Genomic DNA, 25,911 nt, shown 5'->3' on the forward strand with positions numbered 1-25,911 from the left:
AGCCCGCTCCCACAGGGATCACCTAAATCCTGTGGGAGCTGGCTTGTCTGCGATGCTTTTCAACGGTTAGTTGGTTGGAGCCCCCTGAACAATCCACGCACCGATCAGGTCACGTTCCTGCTGGGTCATCTGGGTGATGTTGCCCAGTGGCATGATCTGGCTGGTGACGGCTTGCGCCTGGATGCGTGCAGCGTTCTGACGGATCTGCTCGGGGGTATCGAACATCACGCCGGCCGGTGCAGCACTGAACAGCGGGCTGGTCGGTTTGGCCGAATGGCAAACCGCGCAACGCTCCTGGATTACGCTGTGCACTTTGTCAAAACCGGGGCCGGCGTTGGACGCCTGAGCCGGTGCAGCGGCAGGTGCAGCAGGTTTCGCCGCTTCAGGTTTCACACCACCACCGAGGGCCGTTTCCGGCAGCGGCTGGTACTCGATGGTGCCAGGCGCCTTGGCCACTTCAGGAGCGCTCGGCATCTGTGCCGGGCCAGTCACGTAAGCCAGGCAGATCATGCCCACTGCCGCAACGGGCAAGGTCCAGGCAAATTTGTGGCTGTCGTGACGAGTGTTGAAGTAGTGACGCACCAACACCGCCAGCACCGCGATCCCGGCCAGGATCAGCCAGTTGTATTGGCTGCCGTAGGTGCTCGGGAAGTGGTTGCTGATCATGATGAACAGCACCGGCAAGGTGAAGTAGTTGTTGTGACGCGAACGCAGCAAGCCTTTGGCCGGCAGCGCCGGATCGGGCGTGCGGTTTTCGGCAATCGCGGCAACCAGTGCGCGCTGCGCCGGCATGATGATGCGGAACACGTTGCCGACCATGATGGTGCCGATGATCGCGCCGACGTGCAGGTACGCACCACGACCGCTGAACACTTTGCTGAAACCGTAAGCGGCGCCAATGATCAGCACGAACAGGATGAAGCCGAGCAGGGCAGGGCGTTTGCCCAAGGCAGAGTCACAGAGGAAGGAGTAGACGAACCAGCCGACGAACAACGAGGCAATGCCCAGCGCGACCCCTTCAGGGCCGGTCAGGCTGCTGCCCGGTGCCAGCAGGTACAGCGTCGGGTTGGAGTAGAACACCACGCACAGCAGCGCGATCCCCGACAGCCAGGTGAAATAGGCTTCCCATTTGAACCAGTGCAGGTTGTCCGGCATGGTCGGTGGAGCCAGTTTGTATTTTTCCAGGTGATAGATACCGCCGCCGTGGATCGCCCACAAATCGCCCGCCAAACCACTTTTCGGGTTGACCCGATTGAGGTTGTTTTCCAGCCAGACGAAATAGAACGACGCACCGATCCAGGCCACGCCAGTAATCATGTGAACCCAGCGCACGCTCAGGTTCAGCCATTCCAACAGATGTGCTTCCACAGTCTTTACCTCTCGCCTGTCACTCTGTTGTCGAGTGATCAGACCTTCTCTTATTGGTGGGGGGCGAGGATCAAACGCTCATCCTCTTTGAAAAAATGCTCATCGCAGTTATTGCCTGTGCCACTGCGATCAACCACCAGGAAGTCATCCCGCTTTTCGATCGTCAGCACCGGATGGTGCCAAACGCCGCGATGGTAATTAATGCCCTGCCTGCCGTTGGTGACGAAGGCGCGGACCAAGCCTGATACAGGTTCATCGCCAAGTGGCGCGACCACGATCAGAAAGGGGTTGCCGAGCAGCGGAATGAAAGCCTGGCTGCCCAGCGGGTGACGCTCCAGCATGCTGACGGTCAGCGGCATGTCCTGCGCGTCGGCGCGGAAGATGCTGATGATCGCGTTGTCCTCTGGCGTGGCGGTTTCCACCGTCGCCAGTTTATGGAAGCGCATGGTCGAACCGTTATTGATCATGAAGTGATCGCTGCCGTCGGTTTCGATCACGTCACCGAAAGGGGCGAAGGCTTCTTTGGTCAGCGGTTCAATCGTCAATGTGCGCATGCTGGTCTTCTTACCTTGAGTTCTGTGTTGTTTGTTGCTTTGTTTTTGTAGGAGCACGGCTTGCCGGCGATGGCGCCCTCACTGACGCCATCGCCAGCAAGCTGTGCTCCTACAGGCTCAGCATTACTTCGCGACCTTGCCGAGAACCCGCAGGCGGCTCACACCACCGTCCGGGAACACGTTCAGGCGGATGTGGGTGATCGGGCCCAGTGCCTTGATCTGCTCGGCGAAGGTGTGTTCGGCGTGCATTTCCAGTTTCTGCGCCGGCAGCAATTCGCGCCAGAACAGCGATTGGGTTTCGATCTGGCTGTCGGTGCCGCCCTTCACGAACGCGCCCTGAATCGAGCACGTGTCCGGGTAGTTGCCCTTGAAGTGCAGGGTGTCGACGATGACTTTCTCGATCTCGCCGGCATGACCCAGCGCGACGATGACCCAGTCATTGCCTGGCGTGCGACGACGAGCGGTTTCCCAGCCGTCGCCCATGTTGATGCCACGGCCCGGGTTGAGGATGTTGCTCATGCGACCGAAGTGTTCGTCGGAGCAGGCGAGGGCGCGGCCACCGTTGAGGGCTGCTGCCAGATCAACTTGCTCGTTGTCGCCGACAGCGGACCAGTCGCGGAACGGAATGCCGTAAACACGCAGACGGGCCACGCCACCATCCGGATAGATGTTGAAGCGCAGGTGGCTGAAGGCCTGGTCGTTGTTGATTTCGTGGTAGTGGTGGCTGTTGCCTTGCAGCTCGACGGCGGACAGCACTTCAGTCCACTGTGTGTTGTCGTCCGGCTCGCCCGAGGCCAGGAAGCACGCTTCCAGAGAGGCCGATGGCGGGAAGTTGCCGGTGAAGAATGAAGTGTCGATGTCCACGCCTTTGATCGAACCCGGTACGCCCAGGCGGATCACTGCGCTGTCGTAGCCTTCGAAGCGCTTGCGGCGCGACTCCCAGCCGTCCATCCACTTGCCGTTGTCATCGAACACGCCCTCCTTCCACACAGCCGGGGTCGGCTGGAACAGGCGGTTGGCATCAGCGAACCAGTCATCGGTGACCGAGATGATTTTGGTGCCCAGGCGGGCGTCGGCCAGATTGACGAACTTCTCGAAAGGTACGGCGTAAGCTTTCATTCTTCTTGTCTGCCTTTAATTAGTTGGCTTGGGATGCTTGCAGGGCCCTGGGTGTTTTCGCGTTGTTTAACACTCAGGCCAGGCTTGCTAGAGAGTCAGTAGTCGGAACAGGGCGATCTTGTTGATCTCCGCCAGCGCGCACTTGAACTCGGTGTCTTGCGGGTTGTGAATGCGCGTTTCGAACGCCGCGAGGATCTGATGCCGGTTGCTGCCTTTTACCGCCATGATGAAGGGAAACTTGAACTTGGCCTTGTAGGCGTCGTTCAGCTCGGTGAAGCGTTGAAACTCTTCGGCCGTGCATTGGTGAATACCGGCGCCAGCCTGTTCATTGGTGCTGGCTTCGGTCAGTTGGCCCTGGACGGCGGCTTTGCCGGCCAGGTCCGGGTGAGCGTTGATCAGGGCCAATTGGCTTTCGTGATCGGCTCTCAACAGGATGTCGCTCATGCGTTGGTGCAGGGTTTCGATCTCGTCGATCGAAGCGTCCTGGCCCAGGTCGAAGGCCTTTTCGGCCACCCATGGCGAATGTTCGTAGATGTCGGCGAAGGCAGCGACAAACGCGTCGCGGCTCAGGGTCGAGGGCTTCAGGGTTTGGAAGTGGCTCATTTCGCGGCCCCTTGGTACGGGTGGGTTTCGTGCCAGTGACGAGCGATGTCGACGCGACGGCTGAACCACACCTGTTCATGACTTTTAGCGTATTCGATAAAGCGTTTGAGCGAGGCCAGACGCGCCGGACGGCCGATCAGACGGCAGTGCAGGCCGATCGACAGCATCTTCGGTGCGTCGGCACCTTCGGCATACAGCACGTCGAAGGCGTCTTTGAGGTATTCAAAGAAGTCGTCGCCCTTGTTGAAACCCTGGACCTGGGTGAAGCGCATGTCGTTGGTGTCCAGCGTGTACGGAATCACCAGGTGCGGGCTGCCGGTCGGGTTGTTCGGTTCCCAGTAGGGCAGATCGTCGTCGTAGGTATCGCAGTCGTAGAGGAAACCGCCTTCTTCCATCACCAGACGACGGGTGTTCGGGCCGGTGCGGCCGGTGTACCAGCCCAGTGGACGTTCGCCGGTGATTTCGGTGAGGACGCGGATCGCTTCGAGCATGTGCTCGCGTTCCTGCGCTTCGTCCATGTACTGGTAGTCGATCCAGCGGTAGCCGTGGCTGCAGATCTCGTGGCCGGCATCGACCATCGCGCGGATCACGTCCGGGTGGCGCTGGGCGGCCATGGCCACGGCGAAGATGGTCAGCGGAATGTCGAATTCCTTGAACAGTTTCAGAATCCGCCAGACGCCGGCACGGCTGCCATACTCGTAAAGGGATTCCATGCTCATGTTGCGCGCGCCTTGCAGCGGCTGCGCCGAGACCATTTCCGAGAGGAAAGCTTCGGATTCTTTATCGCCGTGCAGGATATTGCGCTCGCCGCCTTCTTCGTAATTGAGCACGAAGGACAAGGCGATGCGGGCATTGCCCGGCCAGTGTGGGTGAGGAGGGTTACTGCCGTAACCGATCAGGTCGCGTGGGTAGTCAGCGCTCACTGCAGTCTTCCTTCTTATTCGTTCGACTTGTTCAAGGTCAGGGTTGTGTGGCGGCCTGGCGGTTTGATGACAGGCTGGCGTCACAGCGATGGGCTGATTGTATACAACTTTATATTCACTTTGTAAGCCTGTTTTTTTGCATTTTTCACTGACGGTCATCTTCACATGTTATTGCAAGAAACCTGCCTGATTGGTCAGCTAATGGATGGAAGGTCCTTTGATCATATGGTTCGGTGGCAGATTCGCCGGGAATCCCTGCATGACGGGAATAGCAGCAAAAATGTTGTTTTTATTGTGTACAATTTTTTTGAAAAGTGTCTTAATTAGTCGCTCGCCGCAGCGTTTCGTGCTCCGAATCGGTGCGGTCTCCTTTTCAACTGACTTCGGGAGGCGCGAGGTCTGACTGCTCCACGCAGGCAGGCGCGCAGAATCAATGGGACGTTTGACTACTCACGTTTTAGACGCTGCACATGGTTGCCCGGGCAGCTCGATCAAGGTCGAGTTGTACCGCGTTGAAGGTTCGCAGCTGGAATTGGTCGCCACTGCAATAACCAACAGCGACGGCCGGGTCGATGCACCGCTGCTGCAAGGCGATGACTACCGTTCCGGGGTCTATCAGGTTCAATTTCATGCGGGCGATTACTACCGCGCCCGTGGCGTTCAGTTGCCAGAACCCGCGTTCCTGGATGTGGTGGTGTTGCGTTTTGGCATCTCTGCGGAACAGGATCACTACCACGTGCCGTTGCTGATTTCGCCGTACAGCTATTCGACCTACAGAGGAAGCTAGGACTTTCCCCCCCAGAATCCTGCGCATACAGCTTCTTTGGTCTTTCGCCCGCTCACACTGCGGGCTTTTTTTGCCTGTGGAACGTCAAAAGATCGCAGCCTTCGGCAGCTCCTACATGGAAACGCATTCCCTCCTGTAGGAGCTGTCGAGTGCAACGAGGCTGCGATCTTTTGCCCTTAGCGGCTCAACAATGAGGCCGCGCCCGCACCACTGAACAACCCCGCACTCACCCGGTTAAACCAGCTCTGACCCTTGCCGCTGCGCAGATACCGCGCCGCACCATGGGCACCCAGCCCATAAGCCAACTTGCACAGCAAATCCAGCACGGTCCAGGTCGCAATCATCACCAGCAATTGCGGCAGGAACGGCTGCTCGGCACTGAGGAACTGCGGGAGGAAAGCGGCGAAGAACAGAATGTCTTTCGGGTTGCTGGCGCCCAACATGAACGCGCGCCCGAACAGTGCGCGAAAGCGTGGCACTGGCGCAGCCTGGGGCACTTCAGCGCCGTGGGAGGGCAGGCGCGATTGCTGCCAGCTCTGCCAGGCCAGATAGAACAGGTACAGCGCCCCGACGATCTTCAGGGCGCTGAACAGCTGTTCCGACGCCAGCAGCAAGGCGCCCAAACCCAGCGCCGACGCACTGAGCAAGCAGATCGACGCAATCACGCCGCCCAGAAACGCCGGGTAAGAACGACGCAAACCGTAATTCAGACTGTTGCTGATCATCAGCAAAGACAGTGGCCCCGGGATCAGGATCACCACCAGCGCAGCGCCGCTGAACAGCAGCCAGGTTTCCAGACTCATCACTTTCCTCCATTTGCACAAAAGCCTCACCCGACGGGGTGAGGCTGTTTTGAAACACTGTTTTTGAAACGTAGACGGCTTACAAGAAAATGAACTTGGCGATGAAGATCGCGCAAAGCACCCACAGGCTGACGGAAATTTCCTTGTGCTTACCGGTGAAAGCCTTCAGCACCACATACGTGATAAAGCCCAGCGCAATGCCATCAGCGACCGAGAAGGTCAGAGGCATCATGATCGCGGTAACGATCGCCGGAATGCTGTCGGTCGCTTCGTCCCATTCGATATGCGCCATGCCGCCCATCATCAGCATCGCCACATAAATCAGCGCACCGGCGGTTGCGTAAGCGGGGATCATGCCAGCCAGCGGTGCGAAAAACATTGCGGCAATAAATAGCACACCTACGGTCACGGCGGTAAGACCAGTCCGACCACCAGCGGCTACACCCGCGGCACTTTCCACGTAGCTGGTGACCGGCGGAACACCGACCATCGCACCGAATACGCTGGAAGCACTGTCGGCTTTCAGGGCGCGGGAGAGGTTTTCAATCTTGCCATCAGCGTTCACCAGGCCGGCGCGCTGGGCGACGCCCATCAGGGTGCCGGCGGTGTCGAACATGTGCACGAAGAGGAAGGCCAGCACCACGCTGATCATGCTGACGTTGAATACGCCGGCGACGTCCATGGCCATCCAGGTCGGTGCCAGGCTCGGCGGGGCGGACATGATGCCCTCGTAGTGCACCAGGCCCAGGCCCCAACCCGCCAGGGTGACGGTGATGATGCTGATGAGGATCGCGCCGAACACTTTGTGGTAACTGAGCACAGCGATCATCAGGAAGCAGATGGCGGCCAGCAGCGGGCCAGGTTCGCGCAGGGAGCCGAGTTTGATCAGGGTAGCCGGGCTGTCGACCACGATGCCAGCGGTTTTCAAGCCGATCAGCCCCAGAAACAAGCCCACACCGGCACCCATGGCAAAGCGCAAACTCACCGGGATGCTATTGAGCAGCCATTCGCGGATTCGGGAAAAAGTCAGAAACATGAACAACACACCGGAAACAAACACCGCGCCAAGAGCGGTTTCCCAGTTGTAACCCATGGTGCCGACTACGGTGTAAGTGAAGAAGGCGTTGAGGCCCATGCCCGGCGCCAGGCCGACCGGCCAGTTGGCGTACAGGCCCATCAACAGGCAACCCAGCGCGGCGGCGATGCAGGTGGCGACGAACGCGGCACCGTGATCGATCCCGGCATCGGCCATGATGTTGGGGTTGACGAAGATGATGTAAGCCATGGTGATAAAGGTTGTCAGACCGGCAATCAGCTCGGTCTTCACCGTGGTGCCATGCAAGCTGAGTTTGAAGATGCGCTCCAGCCAGCCATTGCGTAATGGCGGCGAGAGTTCCAGCGTCGAGGCTTCGGATTTGCGGCTTTCCACAGCGAGTACTCCTCAAGAGTTTTATTGTTATTTCCAGGGCCGGACCCATGAGGGTGGCAGCGACCCTTTGAGGTGCTTGCGAATTTGTTGACCGTCTGGTCAGGAACTCGCACGAAGTGGATTATGCTTTTGTATACAAATAAAGCAAATAATGTTTTTGATTTTGTAGACGAAAAGATTGGCAATAGGGATATATCGCCGAAGAGGTGCGCTGGATGATCGTTCCCACGCTCTGCGTGGGAATGCCTCAATGGACGCTCTGCGTCCAAAAATGAATAAACCGGCCAATGGGCCGGTTTATTTTTATCCGAAATCTGTACGGCTTCAGGCGGCGGCAAACCGCTTGTCCAGATAATCGATGATTACCTTGGACTCGTACATCCAGGTCGTTTGACCATTCTCTTCGATGCGCAGGCACGGCACCTTGATCTTGCCGCCCTGTTCCAGAAGGGCCTGGCGATCCTGTTCGTTGTTCTTCGCGTCGCGCAGCGCCACCGGCACGTTCAAGCGGCGCAGGGTGCGACGGGTTTTTACGCAGAACGGGCAGGCGTGGAACTGATACAGGGTCAGGTCCTTGGCCGCCGTGTTGACCTGAGCCTGAACCTCGGCAGGGCGCTGTTTTTTGCTCGGACGGGTGATGAAGTCGATGAAGATGATCAGTTGGCCAAGGCCGACACGAAGCGCTTTAACGAACACGGTATAAGCCTCACAGGGGCAAACAGAAGGCGCGCAGCTTACCTGATTTTTCACAGGCGAAAAAAAACCGGCGATGAATGCCGGTTTTCTTCTGCAGCGAATTACTTGATCAGGCTGAGAAACTCGCTGCGGGTGGCCGCGTTTTCGCGGAACTCACCCAGCATCACCGACGTGATCATCGACGAATTCTGTTTCTCCACACCGCGCATCATCATGCACATGTGCTTGGCCTCGATCACCACTGCAACGCCCAGGGCGCCGGTGACTTGCTGGACCGCATCGGCGATCTGGCGGCTGAGGTTTTCCTGGATTTGCAGGCGGCGGGCGTACATATCGACGATCCGCGCGACTTTCGACAGGCCCAATACCTTGCCGCTCGGGATGTAGGCGACGTGAGCCTTGCCGATAAACGGCAGCAGGTGGTGTTCGCACAACGAGTAGAGCTCGATGTCCTTCACCAGTACCATTTCGCTGTTGTCGGAGCTGAACAAGGCACCGTTGGTGACCTCTTCCAGTGTCTGTTCATAACCGCGGCAGAGGTACTGCATGGCTTTGGCGGCACGTTTTGGCGTGTCGAGCAGGCCCTCGCGGGAGACGTCCTCGCCCAATTGGCCGAGAATCGCGGTGTAGTTCTGTTCCAGTGTCACAGAGGCTGATTCCATACGGGTTTCAGAGGGGTACTGTTTCTGTCTGTACCAATTGTGTACCAATCAAGCTCTTTTCAATCTTCCCGAGCTCACCCCAGTCGGTGCTGGCGTTGATCCATCGGGTGCAGGTCGATAGCAACATCTGAACGCTATGACCGAGCTGAGTGGCAATAATCGCAGGGTTCATCCCCGACATGAGGCACATGGTAGCGTATGTGTGCCGGCAGTTGTATTGCCGGCGGGCGCGAATCCCCAAATCGGTCATTTCGGGTTTGCGCATCCCGCTGCACCCTGTCGCCAAGGTGCAGCAGTGATGCTTCCCTGAAGCCTGTTTTGCTCATCAGGCCGAGCAGGTCGTATCAGGCGTGAGTGATCGACAGATCGCTGATGATGCAGACAGAACCGTCCAGCGGGTCGGTGGTGTCGGAGTAATCGATCTGGTTGTACACGCCACCGTGAAAGGCGAGGGTTTTCGTGTCCCAGGTGTTGTCGAGGCGCATGATCGGGGAAGTGGATATGACGCCGTTACAACTAGCCGATACAGAGACGGCGCCGCTCGAATTGGCGTGAATGTTGATTGCGAAAAGTGCTCCGAGCGGCACGTTCTCCAAAACCGTCGAGTTGACCGGATCGTCCTGGAGGTAACTGGTTCGGAACCCCATGGTGATTTTTCCTTTGTTCCAGAACACCTTTACCGGAGGTCGTTCTGAACCCTTCACATGAATCTGGCCGATCACGACTTTCTGCAGCGAGTTGACTTTGGTCAGTCGCATTTCCTGGCGGTTCCAGTGGTCCGCTGCGCTGGAGAACAGCCAGTAACCTGGCTCCTTCCACTCGCAGCGGGTGCGTAGCGTGCTCTTGCTCGAGGCTCCAAGTGTCGGCGCCGTCATCTGCAGCGAACCATCGTCAAGCATTGAGATGACGTCGGGGCATTCGATCAGTGCGCGCCAGCCGATGAGCTCAAGCGCAATCGGGTTGGTGTCGGAGATTGGAAGCGGGGTAGCGATAGTGAAGTTGCTGATATCTACAGTCATGGTTTTTGCCTCAGTCCATTGATGTCGCTTTTTGCTCTGGTGAGCCTTGCGTTTGATGCAGGCCTGCATCCCACTGCCCACTCAGTGAATGGGCAGAAGTGATGCCTGGCAGCTTCCGATCGATTTCCCGTTGGCTTGAATGCAAATATGGGCGTTCCCATATTTTGTGTCAATGGGTATTCCCATATTTTATTCCGCGCCCATATTTCAGGTACAAAAAAGCCCGCGCTTGGCGGGCTTCTCTTGGGTGGGCGTCGAATCACCGCAACTCAGTTCACCGTGAATACATCGCCCACCAAAAGACATGTCCCAGGATCGCAATCTGCTGCTCCTGGATCTCGGCGAAGGTGTAGTCCTCGTCCGGATGCTCGTCGCGGTTGAAGCTGCGCAGGCGGATACCACTGGGCAGTCGGTAGAGCTGTTTCACGCGGAGTTGGCCGTTGTGGTTGATCGCGTACATGTCGCCGTCAACGATGTCGCCCAGCGAGTTCTTTCCGACGTTCATGCCAACCGTAGCGCCGTCGCGCAGTACCGGGAGCATGCTGTTTCCGCTCACCACCACGCACCTGGCGTTGCTGAACTGCACGTTGTTGTGACGCAGGTCTTTCTTGAAGAAACGCAGCCTGGCGCTGTCGTTTTCTGCGATTACGAAACGGCCTGAACCGGCCGCCAGCTCAACTTCACGCAGGAAGGGGACATACACCTCGTCGTCATCCAGGGGCGTGCTGTCGTCCCAAGGCTGGATGTCTGACATTGAAACGCTTGGAGGGGGGCGATTCAACGGAGCAGCATCGGACACGCCTTTAAGCATGTCACCGACACCTTCAGCCAGCCACATCGGTGAAACGCCACACACTGAAGCGATCTGGGCAGCAAAGGCTGTTGCCTTCGATTTCCCGCGCTCAAGGTCGGAGATTGAGGTTTGCGTCAGGCCTGCGCGCTCGGCAAGCTCGGTCTGATTGAGCTTGGCGTGTTGGCGGGCTGCTTTGAGTCGTTCTTTAAATTCCATCTGCGGAGTATTACGGGAGCTCCCATATCATTGCAAATCGTTCTCCCGATAATTTGCCAGGCGACCACTTTATTCGTCGCGACCTTCCATCATGGTCCGTTTGAGCATCACGTAAACCGCTCCGGCGCCGCCGTGTTTCGCTTGGCACGAGGTGAAGCCGAGCACTTGTGAATGTTGGCGCAGCCAGGTGTTGACGTGGCTTTTGATCATCGGCCGCTTGCCGTCCAGACGCACGGCCTTGCCGTGGGTGACGCGCACGCAGCGGATTTCGAATTTGGTCGCTTCGGCCAGAAACGCCCAGAGGGTTTCCCGAGCCTTTTCCACGTTCATGCCATGGAGATCGAGGCTGCCTTCGAACGGGATCTGTCCGATCTTGAGCTTGCGCATCTGGCTTTCCTGAACACCGTCACGCGCCCACATCAGCTCGTCTTCCGGGCCAACATCGATGACGAACTGATCGGACAGCCCGTCAACGGTGGTGGCGTCGGTGCGCACAGTGGCGGCCTGACGCAACTTGGCGATTTGTGCGCGGTCAGCTTTGGGTTTGCCGGTTTCGGCGCGATCGTGTTTGATCGGCTTGACGCCTTGGATCGCGCTTTTGAACAGGGAAAAATCGTCGTCTTGCATGTCAGCCTCCGCGAAGGGCGGCCAGTTTACCCAACTCGAGGCGAATGGGGCGCGAGAAAACGCGCAGCGCTCGGCTCAGTCGTGCTTTTTCATCAAATGCGGGGAGATGTTCAGCGCTTGCGACTGTCGCGAGCGGCGACGGCAACGACGCCACAGCCACACGCCGATGTACAGCACGAGCAGGCCAATCGCCAGAATCACTGCCGAACCGACCCGGTTGGTATTCAACTCGCCCAGGGCGGGGGCGTGGCCGAGCAGGCTGGCTATGCCTGCCATCGCCAGCAACACACCGCACATCGACAGCAAGGCGGCAAATGCCGCGCCGATTCGAAAACGCCAGTTGCGTTGGCCTTTGGGCCGCAAGCGGCGAGCGTCAAAACCATCGGATAACTTCATTCCGACCTTCCTCAATGGGTATCGGCCCTTCGACCGGGAGTTGACCGGGATGTTCCTGAGGCTAAGACAATTACAGCAAATGATAGGCTTTTGCGGATGAGCGGCGGCATGGACCGCTCATCGAGCGCTGATCAAATCAGAGCCTGGGTCAGGGCGAGAGTGGCGAAGTTGTCCGCCATGATCGCCATTTCGGTCTGCTGTATGTGGTCTGCGCTCAATACGCCGCCCTTGTAAGGCAGGTCGCGAGTCGCGCAGGCGTCCTCTACCAGCGTGCAACGAAAGCCCAGGTTCTTCGCGGCGCGCACCGTGGTGCTGACGCTGGAGTGGCTCATGAAACCGCACACGATCAGGTCCAGCGAACCGAGATTCTGCAGGCGTTCCAGCAGTTCGGTGCCGTGGAACGCACTTGGTAGCAATTTACCGATGATGGTTTCGTCGCCCTGTGGTTCCAGGCCCGGGATGAACTCACCGCGCTCACCTTGTGGATCGAACAGCCCGCCGACGGTGCCGAGGTGTCGGACATGGACGATCGGCCGGCTGGCGGCACGGGCAGCGGCCACCAGTTGCTTGATGTTCGCGACGGCAGCATCCATGCCGCTCAAGGCCAACGGGCCGCTGAGGTATTCTTTCTGGGCATCGATGATGACAAGGGTCGCATGGCTCAGAACGGCAGCTGCATAACCGCGGCCGCTGAGTTGAAACATCGTTTTTGGAACGGACATTCTGGGGCTCCTTCGGGTGGGGCTTTTGCGACATTGTCCTCTGGCTGAGCGCTTCTGTGAATCGCTACCATCGTAGGTGCCGTCTTTGCTGGCTCGCAGCCTTGTCAATAGGCCCGTTTTGTTCAATAGCCGGCCGAAAAAATAGAATAGTCCTACATTCGCCCCAGTAGTTTTCCCGCGTCGTCGAGACGCGTTTTGGCTGTTAGAATCGCCAGTCGTTTTTTTTGGAGTTTGCCCGTGATCACTTCCCGACTTCGTACCCTGCGTGACCATATCCGTTGGGCCGTCAGCCGCTTCCATGGGGAGGATCTGTTTTTCGGCCATGGGACCGACAACGCCTGGGACGAAGCGCGTCAACTGGTGTTGGGTGCCTTGCACTTGCCGTGGGAAATCGCCGACAGCTATCTCGACTGCAATCTTGAAGAAGACGAGCTGGTCAAGCTGCAACGCATGCTCAAGCGCCGTATCGAAGAACGCATTCCTACCGCCTACCTGTTGGGTGAAGCGTGGTTTTGCGGAATGTCGTTCATTGTCGATGAGCGCGTATTGATCCCGCGTTCGCCGATTGGCGAGCTGATCGAAAAGCGTTTCGAGCCGTGGCTGGGCGCCGAACCTGCGCGAATTCTCGACCTGTGCACCGGTTCCGGCTGCATCGGTATCGCCTGTGCCTACGAGTTCCAGAACGCCGAAGTGGTGCTGGCCGACCTGTCGTTCGAAGCGCTGGAAGTGGCCAATCAGAATATCGAGCGCCATGGCGTCGATGAGCGGGTGTACACGGTGCAGGGCGACGGATTTGATGGTTTGCCGGGTCAGCGTTTCGACCTGATCGTGTCGAACCCGCCTTACGTCGATGCGGAAGATTTCGCCGACATGCCGGACGAATACCAGCACGAACCGGAGCTGGGCCTGGCCTGCGGTGATGATGGTTTGAACCTGGTGCGTCGCATGCTCGCCGAAGCGGCGGATCACCTGACCGAGAAGGGCTTGCTGATTGTCGAAGTGGGCAACAGCCAGGTTCACGTCTCGGCGCTGTACCCGGAAGTCGACTTCGCCTGGCTTGATTTCGAGCGCGGTGGGCATGGCGTGTTCATGCTGACGGCGGAACAGTGCCGCGATCATCAGGCCTTGTTCGCTTCCCGCGTTTAACCCCGCCATGATCGTTCCCACGCTCTGCGTGGGAATGCAGCCCGGGACGCTCCGCGTCCCAAAAGCGGACGCAGAGCGTCCATTGAGGCATTCCCACGCGGAGCGTGGGAACGATCAGGTCTGCGCGATCAGCGGTGTGTAGCAATCCAGATCAACAACCCAGCCTGAAACACCGCAAACGCCACCAGACAGGTAATGGTAAAGCGCAGCCCGGCGTCTTCGCGCTTGTACTTGCTGACCTTTTCTTCGTGTTTCTTGAGTTTGACTTCCTGCTCGGCGAGATTTTGCTCGGCTTGCTGGAGCATCTGCGCCGCCTCGAGAATTTCCACGACCTGCAGTTTTTCCGTGCTCCAGTCACCCAGCAGGTCGCCGACCCGCACCTCTTTGACGCTGCCCTTCAAATGCTGGGCGTCGGCGTAGATCACATCAAAACCATGCATCCGCAAAAAGTGATCGCGGCGCAGGCGAGTGTCTTCGTTCAGCGCATCCTTGTTGTTCAGGTCGGTGCCGTCGACGGTGTAGCCGGGCCATCTCTTTTTCGCCCAGGTAATGCCCTGGGCGGCCATGTAGCGACCGATGCCACGGTTCATCGGTTCGATCTGCAAACCGCTGTCAGGCCCGAAATGCACGCGCTTGGTGGCGTGATCGACCCACACGTCCAGATGATTCTGTTCTTTGCGCACGCGCTGGCCGGGCAGCGCAATGCTCATGCGCATCAGGCTGTGTTCCTTGTTGTTGCGCTCGGCGTAACCGAACTCAACAAAGCGCAGCGGCCGTCCACCGGTGTTGCGGTCGGTTTGCAATGGCGCCAGACGGAGCATCTTGTGGTGCTCGGCGTGGACGTCCGACCACGGCAGCTCGACCACTGGTGGTGCGTCTTTTTCAGCAGTGGTGTCGGGTGAAGTCTGGGTATCAGTCATAACGGCGAGATCCTGTCCAAGCTCTACTTGCCCCAGTCATAGCGCTGGCGACAAAGGCTTATCGGCCGTTTTTTTCAGGACTGGAGGGTTAGGGGGCGTTCTCAACCAGTTTTTCACGCCCCCGAACACCGCTTAACTGGTGCGAAGTCCGTCAATAAACCCGAGGATTCGCGTGCCGAGTTCGGCCGCCAGTGGCAATTGCGGATCTTTGTAAGAGGCCAATTGCCGTTTTACATCGTTGGGCACGATGCGCATGACGTGGTTCATGCCTTCGATCAGCGCCAGTTCGGCGTCCGGTTTGGCAGCCTTCAAGAGCTTGGCGTCACCGACACCGACCTGGATGTCGTTGCTGCCCTGGATGATCAGCGCCGGCATTTTCAACTTGGCGAAGGCTGCAGCCGGGTCCTGGCGGAACAGTGAAATCAGATACGGCTGCACGCTCGGGCGGAAAATCACCTGCAACTGCGGTGGCACGTTGTCGTCGGTGTGGCCGGCCTTGAGGCTGTCGAGCAATTCATTGCTGCGCAGCATCAACGGTGGCGGCAGGCGATTGCTCAATTGCTGGCGCAGCACCTGATCGATCGGCCGGGCGCTGCCGGACATGGAGATGACCGCGGCGGCATCCAGGCTCGGCGCCGCGAGGCTGGCGATCAAGGCGCCTTCGCTGTGGCCCAGCAGGATCAGTTGGCCAAAGCGCGGGTCGGATTTGAGCTTGTGGCCCCAGGCCTCGGCGTCGGCCACATAGGCTTCAACCGACAGATTGCGTTCATCCGGGGTCGCCGCAAGGCTCGCCGCCACGCCGCGTTTGTCATAACGCACGCTGGCGATGTTGTGTTTGGCCAGTACCCAAGCAAGACGCTTGAGGCTGTCGTTGCGTCCGCCGTCGGGGTTGTTTCCGTCACGATCCGTAGGACCGGAGCCGGAAATGATCAGGACAACCGGTACCGGCGTGTCGGACTTGGGCAGCAATAACGAGCCGAAAAGCTCGCCGGTGCCGGTGTCCAACGTGATCGGGCGTTGCAGGACAGTGGCCTGTACAAAGCCGGTAAAGAGGGTAAGGCTCAAGGCTATAACTCGCAGCATCATCACGCCATCATGAACAAGATGCCGGTTGGACTCGCAGGCACCCATAAGGTTCGAGGATGAACTAGTTGGGTAGCCTGCGTATACTGGCGCGCATTACGTATTTGGTTCGAATTCACGGAGCGTCCTGCATGTCCGGCAATACCTACGGCAAGCTGTTCACTGTCACCACCGCGGGCGAAAGCCATGGTCCGGCGTTGGTCGCCATTGTCGACGGCTGCCCGCCGGGCCTGGAGATCTCCCTGGAGGATCTGCAGCGTGACCTGGATCGCCGCAAACCCGGCACCAGCCGCCACACCACTCAGCGCCAGGAAGCCGACGAAGTCGAAATCCTCTCCGGCGTGTTCGAAGGGCGCACCACCGGTTGCTCCATCGGCCTGTTGATCCGCAACACCGACCAGAAGTCCAAGGACTACTCGGCGATCAAGGACCTGTTCCGCCCGGCCCACGCCGACTACACCTATCACCACAAATACGGCGAGCGCGATTACCGTGGCGGCGGTCGCAGTTCGGCCCGCGAAACGGCCATGCGCGTGGCCGCCGGAGCGATTGCGAAAAAATACCTGGCCACTCAGGGCATCGTCATTCGTGGCTACATGAGCCAGCTCGGCCCGATCGAAATCCCGTTCAAGACCTGGGATTCGGTGGAGGAGAACGCCTTCTTCAGCCCTGATCCGGACAAGGTTCCAGAGCTGGAAGCCTATATGGACCAGTTGCGTCGCGACCAGGATTCGGTTGGCGCGAAGATCACCGTGGTCGCTGAAGGCGTGATGCCGGGCCTTGGCGAGCCGATCTTCGATCGTCTCGATGCCGAACTGGCTCACGCACTGATGAGCATCAACGCGGTCAAAGGCGTGGAAATCGGCGCCGGTTTCGCCAGCGTTGCCCAGCGCGGCACCGAACACCGCGATGAAATGACCCCGCAAGGTTTTCTCAGCAACAACGCGGGCGGCATTTTGGGTGGCATTTCGTCGGGTCAGCCGATCGTCGCGCACCTGGCGCTGAAGCCAACCTCGAGCATCACTACGCCGGGCCGTTCCATCGACATCCATGGCAACCCTGTGGACGTCGTCACCAAGGGTCGCCACGACCCGTGCGTCGGCATCCGCGCGACACCGATCGCCGAAGCGATGATGGCCATCGTGCTGATGGATCACCTGTTGCGTCACCGCGGGCAGAACCTGGACGTGCGCGTGAGCACGCCGGTGCTGGGTCAGCTTTAATGGCTGATCTCACAGTCGCCAAGGTCTGACGACGTTGGCGGCGCTCCCGTACTGGCGGCTCTCCAGTTTCTATCTGTTCTATTTCGCCTTGCTCGGTTCGACAGCGCCGTTTCTGGCGCTGTACTTCGATCACCTGGGCTTTTCCAGCGCGCGCATCGGCGAGCTGGTAGCGATCCCGATGCTGATGCGCTGCGTGGCGCCGAATATCTGGGGCTGGCTCGGTGATTACACCGGCCGACGCCTGGCCATCGTGCGTTTCGGTGCGGTCTGCACGCTGCTGACGTTCTCGCTGATCTTCGTCAGCAAGACCTACGCCTGGCTGGCGATGGTCATGGCCTTGCACGCGTTTTTCTGGCACGCGGTGTTGCCGCAGTTCGAAGTCATCACGTTGGCGCACTTGCAGGGTCAGACTAACCGTTACAGTCAGATCCGCCTGTGGGGTTCCATCGGTTTTATCATCACCGTGGTCGCGCTTGGCCGGTTGTTCGAGTGGTTGAGCCTGGATATCTATCCGGTGGCGCTGGTGCTGATCATGGCCGGGATCGTGGTCAGCAGTTTGTGGGTGCCCAACGCTCAACCGGCTCAGGGCAATCGAATTGCGGGAGATGGGTTTCTCAAGCAATTGCGCAATCCTGGGGTGCTGGCGTTTTACGGTTGCGTGGCGCTGATGCAGATGAGCCACGGTCCTTATTACACCTTTCTGACCTTGCACCTGGAGCGACTCGGGTACAGCCGTGGGCTGATCGGCGTGCTCTGGGCGGTCGGCGTGGTCGCCGAAGTCTTGATGTTTCTGGCCATGAGCAAGATTCTTGCGCGTTTCTCCGTGCGCCGGGTGTTGCTGGCGAGTTTTCTGCTGGCGGCGTTGCGTTGGCTGTTGCTCGGTTCGTTCGCTGAGTTCCTTTGGGTGCTGTTGTTTGCCCAGGTACTGCACGCGGCGACATTCGGCAGCTTTCACGCGGCTGCCATCCAGTTCGTGCAACGTAGCTTCGGCGCGCGTCAACAAGGGCAGGGCCAAGCGTTGTATGCGGCACTGGCCGGTACCGGCGGCGCACTGGGCGCGTTGTATTCCGGCTACAGCTGGAATGCCCTCGGCCCCGCATTGACCTTTAGTATTGCCAGCCTCGCAGCCTTCGCGGCAGCCGTTATCATTGCCACACGCATGCAAGAGGACCGGCCATGAGCCTTACCCGTGAGCACCTCGCCCAGGAAATCATCGATGCCGGGCGATTTCTGTATGGCCGCGGCTGGTCGCCGGCCACCAGCAGCAACTACTCGACGCGCCTGTCGCCGACTGAAGCGCTGCTGACGGTGTCCGGCAAGCACAAAGGCCAACTTGACCTCGACGATGTGCTGGCTACCGATCTGTCCGGCAACAGCCTGGAACCGGGCAAAAAACCGTCCGCCGAAACCCTGCTGCACACCCAGCTCTACCGCTGGCGCCCGGAGATCGGCGCGGTGCTGCACACGCATTCGGTGAACGCCACGGTGCTGTCGCGCCTGACGCCGCAAGACTTCATCGAGTTCGAAGACTACGAACTGCAAAAAGCCTTCAGTGGTGTGTCGACCCACGAATCCCGGGTACGTGTGCCGATTTTCGACAACGATCAGGACATTGCGCGGCTCGCCGCCAAGGTGCAGCCTTGGCTTGAAGCGCATCCCGATTGTGTCGGTTACCTGATCCGCGGCCACGGTCTCTACACCTGGGGCGCGCGCATGAGCGATGCGCTACGGCAGATCGAAGCGTTTGAATTTTTGTTCGAGTGCGAGTTGAAGATGCGCGCGCTCTCGAACCATAAAGCATGAACCGTTAAGGAGTTGCCCTGATGAGCAGCCTGTCCGTTTACCACGTCTCAAGCCCTGACTTGCCTAACAAGGTGCTGACGCATTTCGAAGACATCGCCTCGACCCTGGCCGAGCAGGGCGTGCGTTTCGACCGTTGGCAAGCCGCGGCGAAAATCCAGCCCGGCGCCAGCCAGGAAGAAGTGATCGCCGCGTACCAGGAGCAAATCGACAAACTGATGACCGAACGCGGTTACATCACCGTCGACGTCATCAGCCTGAACAGCGATCACCCGCAAAAAGCCGAATTGCGCGCCAAGTTTCTCGACGAACATCGCCATGGCGAAGACGAAGTACGATTTTTCGTCGCCGGCCGTGGCTTGTTCACCCTGCACATCGACGATTACGTCTACGCGGTGCTCTGCGAGAAAAACGACCTGATCACGGTCCCGGCCGGCACCCCGCACTGGTTCGACATGGGCGAACATCCGCACTTTATTGCGATCCGACTGTTCAACAACCCTGAAGGCTGGGTAGCCAACTTCACCGGTGATGACATCGCCAGCCGCTTCCCACGCCTTGAGGACTGAGGCGATGCCGATCAAAGCGATTCTCACCGACATCGAAGGCACCACCAGCTCGGTGAGTTTTGTGTTCGACGTGCTGTTTCCCTACGCCGCCAAACACCTGCCGGAGTTTGTTCGCCAACACGCCGAACGTGCGGACGTTGCCGAGCAACTGGCCGCCGTTCGCCGAGATACTAATGAACCGAACGCCGACGTCGAGCGGGTGATCGAGATCCTTCTGGGCTGGATCGCCGAAGACCGCAAAGCCACGCCGCTGAAAGCGTTGCAAGGCATGGTCTGGGAGCAGGGCTATCAGGCCGGAGAGTTGAAAGGCCACGTTTACCCGGACGCCGTTGAAGCACTCAAACGCTGGCATCAGGACGGCTTCAAACTGTTTGTTTACTCTTCAGGGTCGATTCAGGCACAAAAGCTGATTTTCGGCTGCTCGGTGGCCGGAGACTTGTCGCCGCTGTTCAGCGGTTATTTCGACACCACCTCAGGGCCCAAGCGTGAAGCGCAGTCCTACGAGCGCATTACCCAGGCCATTGGCCTGGACGCTTCGCAGATTCTGTTTCTGTCTGACATCGTCGAGGAACTGGACGCGGCACGCACAGCGGGAATGGCTACGTGCGGGCTGGCCCGTGAAGGCGGGGAGCTGGCGGGGCATGTGACCGTCGACAGCTTTGAGCGGATCGATCCTGCCGCGTTTTAAACGTCGATACACATAACCTGTAGTAGCGAGCAAGCTCTGCTCCTACAGGGGATTGCGCAACGTCAGAAACAACTCAGGCCGTGAAGCGAAAGCTCTCACGGCCTGTTTATTTACAGCTCTGGAACGGTTTAAACCGAGTGATAAGTCGGCAGGGCAAACCGTTGCTGGCTTTGCAGCATGGAAATCTGCGGCAGTTCGCTGGCCTGTTCGGCGATGTCACGGCGAATGGCACTGATCACCCAGGACAGCTGATCACCCGCATGCAATTGCTGGTAGGAAATCGAGCGTTTGAAGACTTTGCCGTCGGTGCTGCTCAAGGTCAGCAGAATGCCGCCGTCCGGACGTGGCTGGGTGGTCACTTCGAAGTTGGAGAACAGGGACGAAAATTTTTCTTGGATCAGGTTCATGTCTATCAGCTCCGTTAGCTCTTGAATGGCAAGCATGCAGAGGTAGTTGCAGTGATTGTGCCAGCACCTGATTTTTTAAAAGTCCTTATATATCAAGCAGTTAGTTTTTAAGTGTTTTTGCACTTTCGTGCAATCTGCATGAAAGGCCATCGTGCATCCTGCATTTTGCGTGGTCGACGTCGATTCGATGGAACCAATTGCCCGGCGCAAGCTCACGATTTCAAATGCCGCAGACGTGGATACAAATCATTTCAAAAACCGCGTGTACAGCTCAGGAACCGCTGACGTATTTTCGGCCTCAATCAACGCCGCCCGAACAATAAAAAGATCGACCGGGAGCAACCATGAGCCGCACGCCGCACGACACGATTACCTGGGGCATGATGCTCCGCAAGCTGCCTTCCATTGCCAAAGCCATTCCTCGCGTGGTGAAAGGCATGAAAGCCGCCAACGTCAAGGACCCGACCCAACCGTGCGGCCTGGGCTGGAGCTTCGAACAAGCGACGTTGCGCAATCCCGATGGCCCGGCATTGCTGCAGGGCGAGGTGGCGCTGACGTATGCTCAGGTCAACCAATGGGCCAATCGCATTGCCCATCATCTGATTGCCCAAGGCATCCGCAAGGGTGATGTGGTGGCGGTCTTTATCGAGAATCGCCCGGAACTGCTGGTGACGATTCTGGCGGTGGCCAAGGTCGGCGCGATCAGTGCCTTGCTCAATACTTCGCAGACCCGCGATACCCTGGCCCACAGCCTGAACCTGGTGGCACCCGCGGCGATCATCGTCGGAGAAGAGCTGGTCCCGGCGTTTTCGGCGGTTCGCGAACGGGTGTCGATCGAGGCGGCGCGCACCTGGTTCGTCGCTGATCGAGACACCTTCAGCCATCCGGGCATTGCGCCCGACGGCTTCATCAACCTGATGACCGCCAGTGCCGACAGCTCCAGCGCCAACCCCGCCAGCAGCCAACAGATTTTCTTCGACGATCCTTGTTTGTATATCTACACCTCGGGCACCACCGGCTTGCCCAAGGCCGGGGTGTTCAAGCACGGTCGCTGGATGCGCAGCTCCGCGAGCTTCGGGCTGATCGCCTTGGATATGCGCCCGGAGGATGTCATCTATTGCACCTTGCCGCTCTATCACGCCACCGGGCTGTGCGTGTGCTGGGGCTCAGCGATCAGTGGCGCCTCGGGTTTTGCCATTCGCCGCAAGTTCAGCGCCAGTCAATTCTGGAACGATGTGCGCAAGTACCGCGCGACCACCCTCGGTTACGTCGGCGAATTGTGCCGCTACCTCGTGGATCAACCGCCCAGCGCCGACGACAGCAAGCACCGCGTGACGAAGATGATCGGCAATGGCCTGCGCCCCGGCGCGTGGGGCGAGTTCAAGACACGTTTTGCGGTGAATCACATCTGCGAGCTCTACGCCGCCAGCGACGGCAACATCGGTTTCACCAACATCCTCAACTTTGATAACACCGTCGGTTTTTCCCTGATGTCATGGGAGTTGGCGGCGTATGACCACGACAGCGGCGCGCCGATTCGGGATGCCAAGGGCTTCATGTGCAAAGTCGAGAAAGGCGAGCAGGGGCTGTTGCTGGCGAAGATCGACGACAAGGCGCCGCTGGATGGCTACACCGATCCGCAGAAGACCGAAAAGGTTGTGCTGCACGACGTGTTCGAGAAGGGCGACCGTTACTTCAATACCGGTGACCTGCTGCGCAACATCGGTTTCGGTCACGCGCAGTTTGTTGACCGCCTGGGAGATACCTTCCGCTGGAAGGGTGAAAACGTCTCGACCACCGAGGTCGAGAACATCCTTCTGCAACACCCGAATATTTCCGAAGCCGTGGCCTATGGCGTGGAAATCCGCAACACCAACGGGCGTGCGGGGATGGCGGCCATTACGCCAGCCGAGTCCCTGGCGACCCTGGATTTCAGTGAGCTGCTGGCCTTCGCCCGTGAGCAAATGCCCGCCTATGCGGTGCCGTTGTTCCTGCGGGTGAAGGTGAAAATGGAGACCACCGGCACCTTCAAATATCAGAAGACCCGACTCAAGGACGAAGCCTTCGACCCCGGCAAAACCGGCGATGACCCGATCTACGCCTGGTTACCGGGAACCCAGACTTACGTGCAGGTCACAGAGCAATTGCTGGCGGACATTCATGACGGCAAGTACCGCTATTGAATGTGCCTATGGCCGTCCATGAGAAAAAAGAAGTGACAGCCTCGGGGCTGCTCGGGAAACTGTCGGCTTTGCGAATAACCGAACGTGGAGTGCCCAATGTCAGACCAAAGCCGCCAGATGACCCCCGAAGAAGCCGCTGAATTTGCCGAACAGGTATTCAACAAAGCGCGCGAGGGCGATGCGGCCATGATGGCTGCGCTGTTGACCAAGGGCCTGCCGCCGAACCTGCGTAACCACAAGGGCGACACCTTGCTGATGCTGGCCGCTTACCACGGCCATGTGGATACCGTAAAAGTCCTGCTCGAACACAAGGCCGACCCGGAAATCCGCAACGACAACGGCCAGAGCCCGATTGCCGGGGCGGCGTTCAAGGGTGACCTTGCGGTAGTCAAGGCACTGGTCGAAGGCGGCGCGCAAGTGGAAGGTTCGTCCTTCGACGGTCGTACTGCGCTGATGATGGCGGCGATGTTCAATCGCGTCGAAATCGTCGACTACCTGATCAGCAAAGGCGCCGACCCGAAAGCCAAGGATGCCAATGGCGTCTCTGCGCTGGATGCCGCCAAGACCATGGGCGCGGTGGATACCACGGCGCAGTTGCAGAAACTGCTTGGCTGATTGGCATTCTGTAGCCGCCATGTAGCAGCTGTCGAGCTTGCGAGGCTGCGTTCGGCTGCGCAGCAGTCGTGAAATCAGGCGATGCGGTGTTTCAGGGAGACCGCACATGCAGGTTTTACGACTGCTGCGTCCGAACGCGGCCCGAGCCGAACGCAGCCTCGCAAGCTCGACAGCTGCTACACACTCCATCAATACACCCAAACCTCAACCCGCCGATTCTTGATTCGCCCCTCATCCGCGCTATTGGCCGCCACTGGCATCTCGGCGCCAAAACCACGAATCTCGCGAAACACCACACCGCTTTTCACCAGTTCCCGTCGCACCGCCATCGCGCGCAGTTTCGACAGCAGATCGGCGCGCGCCGGATCACTCTTGGCGTCGCCAAACCCCACCAGCGTTACCTGCCGATTGGTTTTCTCGCGCTGTTTTATATAGTCGAGCACCCGCGACAGGTCCTGCCGGGCCTTGTTGTCCAGCGTCGCACTGCCTTCTTCGAAACGGAAATTCACGGTCAGTCGCTGGGCGTGACGGCTGAGTGCTTGATAACCCTCGGGCATCAGCGCATTCGGTGTGACGGTCATGGCCTGGACGGTCTGGGCGATAAAACCATTGGCCGCGACAATCGCCTGACCCTTGCTGCTTTGGGCGAACGCCACCAGTGCTTCGGCCCAGGGATTTTTCCCGTTGGGTGGCAGGTAAAAGAACAGCCGCCGGGACAACGGATAGTCTTCCGTGGCAATCAGGCTGTTGAGCGGCAGCATGGCTTGGGATTGGCCATCGGCAATCGCCACGGCTTTGGCCTGGCGCACGTAAGGGAGGCCGATGAAGCCGATACCTTGCGGGTCGAGGCTGACCGCGTCGGACAATTGCTCGCTGGATTCGAACCGTTTCGCAGCGCTGCTCAGCGTTTTCCCACGACGGTTGAGGACCAATTCCTTGAACGTATCGTAGGTGCCCGATTGGTCATCCCGCGCATAGAGATGAATCGTCCCACCGCTGCCGCCGAGTTCTTCCCAGGTTTTTGCTTCGCCGCTGAAGATTCGCGCCAGTTGTTCGGTGTTCAGTTCACTCAACGGATTTTGCGGATGAAGAATGATCGCCAGGCCATCGATGGCGATGACCTGCTCGGCGCCGGGGCTTTTAAAGTCGCCCATGCGTGCAAGATCTGTTCGTTCGCTGTCCTTGATCGGGCGCGAGGAGGCGGCGAGGTCGGCGGTGGCGGTTTTCAGGGCGGTGAAACCGGTGCTGGAACCGTGGGCCGCGATGTCCACCGCGACCCGGCGGCCCTGAACGGTTTCGCCGATGACGCGCAGTTCGTTGGCTTTGTCCGGGGCTTCGCTGTGAACCTTGAGCAGGCCCTGTTCGCGCATCAACCCCTCAACCAGCGCCGGGCCCAATGCCGCGCCAATGGTGTTGGAACCCTGGATGCGCAACACCGGGCCAGCCTCGGCCGTCGGCAAATCGCCAGCCGAAGTCGTCAGCGGCAGCCAGGCGCACAGCATCAACAGGAACAACACGCGCAGCGTCATGCCAGCACCTTATAAGCCAAAGGAAGTGCCGGGAGAATAAGTCAGTAAGGTTTCTGAAAGATGACAGTTGCTAAATGTGGGAGCGAGCTTGCTCCGGGCGGCGTTCCGACGATGGCAGACCGTCAGCCAACATTGATGTTGAATGTCAGGTCCTCATCGCGAGCAAGCTCGCTCCCACAGTTGATCTATGTCGATAGGTAGATATCAGCTCAGTTCAAGCCAGATCGGCGCGTGATCCGACGGTTTTTCCATCCCGCGCAATTCGTAATCCACACCTGCATCCTTCACGCGTGGCAACAACCCGTGGGACGCCATGATCAAGTCAATCCGCAGCCCACGCTTGGGCTCATCCTCAAAACCGCGGCTACGGTAGTCGAACCAGCTGAAACGGTCGGCCACCTCCGGGTTCAAGTGACGGAAGCTGTCCACCAGGCCCCAGTTCTTCAAACGGGCCATCCACTCGCGTTCTTCCGGCAAGAAGCTGCATTTGCCGGTTTTCAGCCAGCGTTTCATGTTGTCCGGGCCGATACCGATGTCGCAGTCTTCCGGGGAAATGTTCACGTCGCCCATTACTACCAGCGGCTGATCGTTGCTGAACTGGCTTTCCAGCAATTGCTGCAGATCGCTGTAAAAGCGTTCCTTGGCCGGGAACTTGGTCGGGTGATCGCGGCTTTCGCCCTGTGGGAAATAGCCGTTCATGATGGTCACCGGCACGCCATTGGCATCGGCGAACGTGCCCCAGATGAAGCGGCGCTGAGCGTCTTCTTCATCGGTGGCGAAACCTTTGTGCAGCGCGATAGGTTCCTGGCGCGAGAGCAGGGCCACGCCGTAATGACCTTTTTGACCGTGGAAATACACGTGATAACCCAGCGCCTGAACCTCGGCCAGCGGGAATTGGTCGTCGTGAACCTTGGTTTCCTGCAGTCCGATCACATCTGGCTGATGCTTTTCGATCAGCGCCGCCAGCTGATGGGGGCGAGCGCGCAGCCCATTGATGTTGAAGGAGACGATCTTCATGGTCGGCAGTCCTG

The 25,911-nt window shown here is 58.9% G+C and carries 28 protein-coding genes and 1 pseudogene; 9 read left to right on the plus strand and 20 right to left on the minus strand.

All coding sequences use genetic code 11. The features are described 5' to 3' along the window. Positions 1-66: 66 nt before the first annotated feature. The 5 genes from ACMXYI_RS16830 to puuE all read right to left on the minus strand — a co-directional run bounded on the left by ACMXYI_RS16830 (position 67) and on the right by puuE (position 4,567). Positions 67-1,368, minus strand: a complete 1,302-nt coding sequence (locus ACMXYI_RS16830) for a urate hydroxylase PuuD (protein WP_415768196.1) — start codon at positions 1,366-1,368, stop codon at positions 67-69. A gap of 50 nt (positions 1,369-1,418) precedes the next feature. Further along, positions 1,419-1,922 carry an ureidoglycolate lyase gene (locus ACMXYI_RS16835; RefSeq protein WP_007960046.1) on the minus strand — a complete coding sequence of 168 codons (504 nt, stop codon included), beginning with the start codon at positions 1,920-1,922 and terminating at the stop codon, positions 1,419-1,421. Between the two features lie 123 nt (positions 1,923-2,045). Next, entirely contained in the window at positions 2,046-3,041 is a 996-nt protein-coding gene (gene alc, locus ACMXYI_RS16840) for an allantoicase (protein ID WP_033057158.1), read from the minus strand. Positions 3,042-3,128: 87 nt separating this feature from the next. Continuing rightward, a complete protein-coding gene (uraD, locus tag ACMXYI_RS16845; protein ID WP_415768197.1) occupies positions 3,129-3,644 on the minus strand; it encodes a 2-oxo-4-hydroxy-4-carboxy-5-ureidoimidazoline decarboxylase in 516 nt (171 codons plus the stop codon). Then, on the minus strand, positions 3,641-4,567 hold the full coding sequence (gene puuE / locus ACMXYI_RS16850; protein WP_415768198.1) for an allantoinase PuuE: 927 nt from the start codon (positions 4,565-4,567) through the stop codon (positions 3,641-3,643). Before puuE ends, uraD begins: the two co-directional genes overlap by 4 nt. A 433-nt stretch (positions 4,568-5,000) precedes the next feature. Here puuE and uraH point away from each other — a divergent pair, with 433 nt between their 5' ends. Continuing rightward, on the plus strand, positions 5,001-5,354 hold the full coding sequence (gene uraH, locus ACMXYI_RS16855; RefSeq protein ID WP_008146146.1) for a hydroxyisourate hydrolase: 354 nt from the start codon (positions 5,001-5,003) through the stop codon (positions 5,352-5,354). A 176-nt stretch (positions 5,355-5,530) separates the two neighbouring features. Here uraH and ACMXYI_RS16860 read toward each other — a convergent pair whose 3' ends face one another. The 10 genes and pseudogenes from ACMXYI_RS16860 to ACMXYI_RS16905 all read right to left on the minus strand — a co-directional run bounded on the left by ACMXYI_RS16860 (position 5,531) and on the right by ACMXYI_RS16905 (position 12,717). Next, the gene (locus ACMXYI_RS16860; protein ID WP_033057156.1) at positions 5,531-6,157 is read right to left on the minus strand and encodes a LysE family translocator; all 627 of its coding nucleotides are present in this window, start codon (positions 6,155-6,157) and stop codon (positions 5,531-5,533) included. 79 nt (positions 6,158-6,236) lie between these two features. Next, the gene (locus ACMXYI_RS16865; RefSeq protein ID WP_415768199.1) at positions 6,237-7,586 is read right to left on the minus strand and encodes an NCS2 family permease; all 1,350 of its coding nucleotides are present in this window, start codon (positions 7,584-7,586) and stop codon (positions 6,237-6,239) included. Positions 7,587-7,910: 324 nt separating this feature from the next. Then, positions 7,911-8,282: a glutathione S-transferase N-terminal domain-containing protein gene (locus ACMXYI_RS16870; protein WP_415768200.1), complete on the minus strand. Its 372-nt coding sequence runs from the start codon at positions 8,280-8,282 to the stop codon at positions 7,911-7,913. Between the two features lie 101 nt (positions 8,283-8,383). Further along, a complete protein-coding gene (folE, locus tag ACMXYI_RS16875) occupies positions 8,384-8,929 on the minus strand; it encodes a GTP cyclohydrolase I FolE (RefSeq protein WP_010456659.1) in 546 nt (181 codons plus the stop codon). 22 nt (positions 8,930-8,951) lie between these two features. After that, positions 8,952-9,194, minus strand: a pseudogene (locus ACMXYI_RS16880) (site-specific integrase); the annotation flags it as partial. Positions 9,195-9,288: 94 nt separating this feature from the next. Continuing rightward, on the minus strand, positions 9,289-9,963 hold the full coding sequence (locus ACMXYI_RS16885) for a polysaccharide lyase family 7 protein (RefSeq protein WP_415768203.1): 675 nt from the start codon (positions 9,961-9,963) through the stop codon (positions 9,289-9,291). A 274-nt stretch (positions 9,964-10,237) separates the two neighbouring features. Further along, a complete protein-coding gene (locus tag ACMXYI_RS16890; protein WP_415768204.1) occupies positions 10,238-10,972 on the minus strand; it encodes an XRE family transcriptional regulator in 735 nt (244 codons plus the stop codon). Between the two features lie 69 nt (positions 10,973-11,041). Then, positions 11,042-11,599, minus strand: a complete 558-nt coding sequence (locus ACMXYI_RS16895; protein ID WP_056740389.1) for a Smr/MutS family protein — start codon at positions 11,597-11,599, stop codon at positions 11,042-11,044. 75 nt (positions 11,600-11,674) lie between these two features. After that, positions 11,675-11,995 carry a hypothetical protein gene (locus ACMXYI_RS16900; protein ID WP_415768205.1) on the minus strand — a complete coding sequence of 107 codons (321 nt, stop codon included), beginning with the start codon at positions 11,993-11,995 and terminating at the stop codon, positions 11,675-11,677. Between the two features lie 131 nt (positions 11,996-12,126). Further along, positions 12,127-12,717, minus strand: a complete 591-nt coding sequence (locus ACMXYI_RS16905) for a cysteine hydrolase family protein (protein ID WP_415768206.1) — start codon at positions 12,715-12,717, stop codon at positions 12,127-12,129. Between the two features lie 237 nt (positions 12,718-12,954). Here ACMXYI_RS16905 and prmB point away from each other — a divergent pair, with 237 nt between their 5' ends. Next, positions 12,955-13,863, plus strand: coding sequence for a 50S ribosomal protein L3 N(5)-glutamine methyltransferase (prmB, locus tag ACMXYI_RS16910; protein WP_123366254.1), 909 nt, complete (start codon positions 12,955-12,957; stop codon positions 13,861-13,863). A 128-nt stretch (positions 13,864-13,991) separates the two neighbouring features. On the opposite strand, the gene ACMXYI_RS16915 is transcribed toward prmB, so the two are convergent. Both ACMXYI_RS16915 and ACMXYI_RS16920 read right to left on the minus strand, forming a co-directional pair. Continuing rightward, on the minus strand, positions 13,992-14,783 hold the full coding sequence (locus ACMXYI_RS16915) for a hypothetical protein (protein WP_415768207.1): 792 nt from the start codon (positions 14,781-14,783) through the stop codon (positions 13,992-13,994). A gap of 132 nt (positions 14,784-14,915) precedes the next feature. Then, positions 14,916-15,914 carry an alpha/beta hydrolase gene (locus tag ACMXYI_RS16920; RefSeq protein WP_415768208.1) on the minus strand — a complete coding sequence of 333 codons (999 nt, stop codon included), beginning with the start codon at positions 15,912-15,914 and terminating at the stop codon, positions 14,916-14,918. Positions 15,915-15,997: 83 nt separating this feature from the next. Here ACMXYI_RS16920 and aroC point away from each other — a divergent pair, with 83 nt between their 5' ends. Genes aroC through mtnC form a run of 5 tightly spaced genes read left to right on the plus strand, consistent with a single transcriptional unit; the run spans position 15,998 to position 20,146 of the window. Beyond that, positions 15,998-17,089, plus strand: coding sequence for a chorismate synthase (aroC, locus tag ACMXYI_RS16925; RefSeq protein ID WP_415768209.1), 1,092 nt, complete (start codon positions 15,998-16,000; stop codon positions 17,087-17,089). Between the two features lie 34 nt (positions 17,090-17,123). Then, on the plus strand, positions 17,124-18,269 hold the full coding sequence (locus tag ACMXYI_RS16930) for an MFS transporter (RefSeq protein WP_415768210.1): 1,146 nt from the start codon (positions 17,124-17,126) through the stop codon (positions 18,267-18,269). Further along, complete coding sequence (locus ACMXYI_RS16935; RefSeq protein WP_415768211.1) at positions 18,266-18,892, plus strand: methylthioribulose 1-phosphate dehydratase; 627 nt, start codon at positions 18,266-18,268, stop codon at positions 18,890-18,892. Before ACMXYI_RS16930 ends, ACMXYI_RS16935 begins: the two co-directional genes overlap by 4 nt. A 20-nt stretch (positions 18,893-18,912) precedes the next feature. Then, on the plus strand, positions 18,913-19,458 hold the full coding sequence (locus ACMXYI_RS16940; protein WP_415768212.1) for a 1,2-dihydroxy-3-keto-5-methylthiopentene dioxygenase: 546 nt from the start codon (positions 18,913-18,915) through the stop codon (positions 19,456-19,458). Positions 19,459-19,462: 4 nt separating this feature from the next. Continuing rightward, entirely contained in the window at positions 19,463-20,146 is a 684-nt protein-coding gene (mtnC, locus tag ACMXYI_RS16945) for an acireductone synthase (protein WP_415768213.1), read from the plus strand. Positions 20,147-20,274: 128 nt separating this feature from the next. Here mtnC and ACMXYI_RS16950 read toward each other — a convergent pair whose 3' ends face one another. Beyond that, positions 20,275-20,553, minus strand: a complete 279-nt coding sequence (locus ACMXYI_RS16950) for a DUF3509 domain-containing protein (protein ID WP_008146103.1) — start codon at positions 20,551-20,553, stop codon at positions 20,275-20,277. 344 nt (positions 20,554-20,897) lie between these two features. Here ACMXYI_RS16950 and ACMXYI_RS16955 point away from each other — a divergent pair, with 344 nt between their 5' ends. Together ACMXYI_RS16955 and ACMXYI_RS16960 are read left to right on the plus strand one after the other, a co-directional pair. Then, the gene (locus ACMXYI_RS16955) at positions 20,898-22,736 is read left to right on the plus strand and encodes a long-chain-acyl-CoA synthetase (protein ID WP_415768215.1); all 1,839 of its coding nucleotides are present in this window, start codon (positions 20,898-20,900) and stop codon (positions 22,734-22,736) included. A gap of 96 nt (positions 22,737-22,832) precedes the next feature. Then, positions 22,833-23,351 (plus strand): ankyrin repeat domain-containing protein, encoded by a 519-nt coding sequence (locus ACMXYI_RS16960; RefSeq protein ID WP_129436934.1) that lies wholly within the window; start codon positions 22,833-22,835, stop codon positions 23,349-23,351. A gap of 188 nt (positions 23,352-23,539) precedes the next feature. On the opposite strand, the gene ACMXYI_RS16965 is transcribed toward ACMXYI_RS16960, so the two are convergent. Both ACMXYI_RS16965 and xthA read right to left on the minus strand, forming a co-directional pair. Then, a complete protein-coding gene (locus ACMXYI_RS16965) occupies positions 23,540-24,880 on the minus strand; it encodes a substrate-binding domain-containing protein (protein WP_415768216.1) in 1,341 nt (446 codons plus the stop codon). Between the two features lie 204 nt (positions 24,881-25,084). Then, positions 25,085-25,897 carry an exodeoxyribonuclease III gene (gene xthA, locus ACMXYI_RS16970; RefSeq protein WP_008146095.1) on the minus strand — a complete coding sequence of 271 codons (813 nt, stop codon included), beginning with the start codon at positions 25,895-25,897 and terminating at the stop codon, positions 25,085-25,087. Between the last annotated feature and the right edge of the window lie 14 nt (positions 25,898-25,911).

The organism is Pseudomonas lyxosi (assembly GCF_047758685.1).
Taxonomy (GTDB): Bacteria; Pseudomonadota; Gammaproteobacteria; order Pseudomonadales; family Pseudomonadaceae; genus Aquipseudomonas; species Aquipseudomonas lyxosi.